Source organism: Protofrankia sp. Cas8, assembly GCF_963555845.1.
Taxonomy (GTDB): domain Bacteria; phylum Actinomycetota; class Actinomycetes; order Frankiales; family Frankiaceae; genus Protofrankia.
Map to the genome: position 1 here is coordinate 1 of NZ_CAUVXI010000270.1, position 4,079 is coordinate 4,079.

3 protein-coding genes and 2 pseudogenes are annotated in these 4,079 nt (G+C 62.1%); 1 reads left to right on the plus strand and 4 read right to left on the minus strand.

Annotated features, from left to right (window positions below; translation table 11 throughout):
- The 4 genes and pseudogenes from U9977_RS24860 to U9977_RS24875 form a co-directional block, all read right to left on the minus strand.
- Nucleotides 1-334 (minus strand): annotated as a pseudogene (locus U9977_RS24860) (transposase); the annotation flags it as partial.
- A 359-nt stretch (nucleotides 335-693) separates the two neighbouring features.
- Nucleotides 694-1,743, minus strand: a complete 1,050-nt coding sequence (locus tag U9977_RS24865; protein ID WP_322751708.1) for an ABC transporter substrate-binding protein — start codon at nucleotides 1,741-1,743, stop codon at nucleotides 694-696.
- 70 nt (nucleotides 1,744-1,813) lie between these two features.
- Entirely contained in the window at nucleotides 1,814-2,686 is an 873-nt protein-coding gene (locus U9977_RS24870) for an ABC transporter permease (RefSeq protein WP_322751709.1), read from the minus strand.
- Nucleotides 2,686-3,531, minus strand: coding sequence for an ABC transporter ATP-binding protein (locus U9977_RS24875; protein ID WP_175324757.1), 846 nt, complete (start codon nucleotides 3,529-3,531; stop codon nucleotides 2,686-2,688). Before U9977_RS24875 ends, U9977_RS24870 begins: the two co-directional genes overlap by 1 nt.
- A gap of 289 nt (nucleotides 3,532-3,820) precedes the next feature.
- Between U9977_RS24875 and U9977_RS24880 the strand changes: the two are divergent.
- A pseudogene (locus U9977_RS24880) lies at nucleotides 3,821-4,079 on the plus strand (sensor histidine kinase); the annotation flags it as partial.

Below are 4,079 nucleotides of genomic sequence, written 5' to 3' on the forward strand. Positions count from 1 at the left end.
CGGTGACCGCGCGGACCTTCGGTAACACCCCCGGCGCGTCGTCGCGGCCGGCCGGCAGGCCGAACGCGGCGATGGTGTCCTTGGACGCCGGCGCGTCCCACGCCAGCCCGTCGATGCTCATCAGCCGCCACGGGCCGAGAAACGCCCCGACCGTGTCCAGGTCCGCGACCGGCACGGCGACCTGGGAGAACAGTTCCGCCAGCGGCGCCGCGCCGAGCCGCTGGCGGGCCCTGGTCAGCCCACCCGAGGTCGGTTCCCAGGCCGGCGAGGTGACGTCGAGGTCGTCGAGCGTCCCGGCCAGCCGGCTGCCCGCCACCGTCTCAGTGTCCGTCACACCCCACGATCATGCCGTCAACCAGGCAGAACTACCGGAACCGACACACCAGGCACGACCAAGATCCAACTAGCGTCAGTGGCATTGCGGCTACACCAGGCGATCTACTTCGACGACGGGGATATCACCGCGATCGCCTGAAACGGCTCTGTTGCATTAGGTGGAGCCCAACAGGGTCGAACGGTGACCTGTTATCGGTGGTCTGGTCAATGAGTACGAACGCGTCGCGCAAAAGCCCAGCTCAACGCTGGTGGCACAGTTCTGGCACCCCACAGGGTCGGGCGATGCACGCAGTGCCCGCCCATTCCAGGTAAGGGGATGGGCGGGTACAGTCGACTGCTCGGCGATGGATGGCGGCGTTATGTGGCGTTCTCCACAAACTGGTCCGTGTAGGTCTTGCTCAGGTCGATTTTCTTGCCAATGATGTTCTTGTTGAATGCCGAGAGCACTTTCAGGTTTGTAGGCGGTCCGTTGGGTGGCATGATGCCGGTCGGGTTGTAGATGCCTTTCTCGTTGTTGAGGGCGGCGACGTAGGCGTCCTTGCCGACACCGGCGTAGTAGTCGGCGGGCATCATGTCAGCGATCTGGGCGGCAGTGTGCTCCTGGATCCATTTCAGGGTTTTGACGTAGGCGTTGACCAGCTTCTGTACCGTTTGTGGGTTATTTTTGATATAGGAGGTGGTCATGTACAGCGACGTCGCCGGGTACTCGCCGCCGAGCGCCTGGGTGGCCCCAGCGTCAGAACGCATATCGAGCAAAATGTAGGCTTGCTTGTTGGCGAGCAGTTGCGACACGGTGGGTTCGGTGGTCATGGCGCAGTCAACGTTCTTGTGCGTCATCGCGCCGATCAAGGTGGCGCCGGCTTGGACACCGATTCGGTTGATGGTTGTGGGGTCTACGCCGTTCTTCTGCGCCAGGTACTGGGTCAGGAAGTCGGTGGACGAGCCCAGGTCGGTGATGCCGAGGTTACGGCCCTTCCAGTCGGCTGGGGACTTGATCTGGTTCTCGAGGTCGTTGCGGCACAGCTCGACCTCGCCAGGGGTGACCAGCATGGAGACCACGGACTCCACTGACTGGCCGAGGCCCTGCAGGTCGATGGTGTGGTCATAGAAACCGCCGACGCCATCGACCTTGCCTGCGAGCATGTTTGTTGTGGCATCTACACCGGCCGGCTCGTCAGAGAGCGCGATGTTGAGGCCTTGGTCCTTGTAGTAACCCAACTGCTGGGCAAGCATGAAGGGAAGGTAGATCTGCTTGTTGAGGCCACCAACCATGATACTTACCTTGGCGCCTGAGTCGGTACCGACATTTGTTGTTCCGCTGCTGGTATGGCTGGCGTTCGAGCTGCATCCGGTTGCGACCAGGGCTGCGGCGATCCCGGCCGCGGCTAGTAATCTTGTTCTGGACATGCGGTTCCCCTTTTGTTGTGGATAGGAAAGCCTAGTCGGTATGAGCCGAGCGCGGTGAGTTCTCCGGTTGTTACAGGTCCGGTCCGGCGAGTTGCGGTGGCCGCCACCGGAGGAGACGGTTTTCGAGCTTGGTGATGAACCATTCCGCGAGCAGAGCGACCATGCCCATGATGACCATCGCGGCCCAGACACCGTTGGCGTCGAAGGTGCCTTGCGCGTTCTTGATAAGTACGCCGAGGCCGTGCGAGCCGCCGAGGAACTCTCCGACGATCGCGCCGATGAGGGCGAAGCCGAAGCTGACGTGCAGGCTGGCGATGATCCAGGTGAACGCCGACGGGAGTATGACCTGCCGGGTGACCTGCCAGGGGGAGCCGCCGAGGATGGTGGCGTTGGCGATGAGGTTGCGGTCGACTTCGCGGACGCCTTGGAAGGCGTTGAAGAACACACCGAAGAACACCAGCACGATGACCAGCAGAACCTTCGATTCGATGCCCAGGCCGAAGGCCAGCACGAACACCGACCCGAGGACAATGCGCGGGATCGAATTCAGGACCTTGATGTAGGGGCTGAATACGTCGGCGAGGAAACGGATCCGTCCGAGCGCGATCCCGGCGACGATGCCAAGCGTAGTGCCGATGGCGAAGCCGATCAGCGCTTCCTCCAAAGTGGTCTTGATCTGGTCTCCGAGAGAGCCGATCGCGGTTCCGTCGGCGACCCAGGTGTGTAGACGGCTGACGATCCCGGACGGCACTCCATATAGGATGATCTTTCGTGAATCGGACCCTACATACAGCTCCCAGCCGCCGATCACCACGACCAGGAACGCGAGCTGGGTGAGGTGAACGATGAGCTTACGTCGGCGTACTTTGGAGCGGTAGACCCGCTCATTCGCGGAGACCTCATGTTTCTCGCCCGCTGTCGTCAGATTCGCGGTGACGGTCATCACGGCGCCCTCTTCGTAGTCGCAGCGGTGGTCTGCGCATAGGCGATATCAACTTCCGAGCGTAGGGCTTCCCATATCTGATGGTAGAGATCGACGAAATGTTGCTCGAAGCGAATTTCCTGCACCACACGAGGCCGCGGCAAATCGATCTCGAAACTGGCCTTGACGGTGCCGCCGGGACCCGCGGTGAGAACGACGACCTTGTCAGCCAGAGCGATTGCTTCCTCGAGATCATGGGTGACGAAGACGACGGCGGGACGAGTGAGGTCCCACAACTGCAGTAACTCATTGGACATGATCGAACGGGTTTGAACGTCCAGCGCGCTAAACGGCTCGTCCATCAATAGGATCCGCGGCTCGTTGATCAGACTCTGGGCCAGGGCCACCCGCTTGCGCATGCCGCCGGAGAGCTGGTGGGGGAATCGGTCCTCGAAACCAGCCAGCCCGACCCGGCGCAGCCAGTCGCGGGCCTTCGTATTGGCCGCGGACTTTGAGGTGCCGCGAAAGCGCGGTCCTAGCGCGACGTTGTCGAGCACCGTCTTCCACGGCAGGACCGCATCGGTCTGGAACATGAACGCAACTCCCGGGGTGATACCCGATACGTCCGCACCGTGGACTTTGACCGTTCCCAGCGACGGTCGTTCCAGTCCGGACACCAAGGTCAGCGTGGTCGACTTCCCACAGCCCGTCGGTCCGACGATCGCGCAGAACTCCCCGGCCACCACCCCTAGATTCAGGTCTTTCAGCGCCGTGTACGTTGCCCCGGACGGGGTCGTGAACCTTTTCGTGACCGCTCGTAGATCGATCGCCAGCGTCCCGGAATCGCTGTGCTGTGGTAGTCGCACTGTCGCTGGTCCTTCCTGACTATGAAAAAAGCATCGCCGGCGCGGATCAGTGGGTGGCGTACCGGCTGTGTGGGAGGACAGTAGGAGTCTGGAAACGAGAGCGAAATAATTCAGAAGGTTGTGTGGCTATCCCGCGTTACTCGTCGTTCTGCTCGCAAAGCTCAGCGGCAGCGCCTTCTGGTGAGTTCAGTGCGTTCTGCTCGGCCGCCACTTACCATGTGGGATGCCGCGCCGCCTCTTCCGGAACCGGCGTAACACGTTCCATGATCGACAGAGTGGAGGAACCTCGATGTGGCGCTCACGCACCCTGGCATCGCAGATCCTCATTGGCGTGCTGGGCATCCTCGTTGTCACGATCGCGTTAGGCGGCGCGCTCTACGTCGAGCTCACCCGCCGGTCACTCGATCGGCAGTACGAGACGCGCGCCGTCGACATCGCCGCGACGGTGGCACAGATCCCCGACGTCAGAGCAGCGGTGTTACGCCCCGATCCCCAACGCGTCATCCAAGGTCTGGCCAACCAGATCGGGCGGAGCACCGGCGCAGACT

Bases quoted from the DNA above. Each gene is read 5' to 3' on its own strand.
- U9977_RS24870 (WP_322751709.1), bottom strand. From the start codon at position 2,686: ATGACCGTCACCGCGAATCTGACGACAGCGGGCGAGAAACATGAGGTC.
- U9977_RS24865 (WP_322751708.1), bottom strand. From the start codon at position 1,743: ATGTCCAGAACAAGATTACTAGCCGCGGCCGGGATCGCCGCAGCCCTG.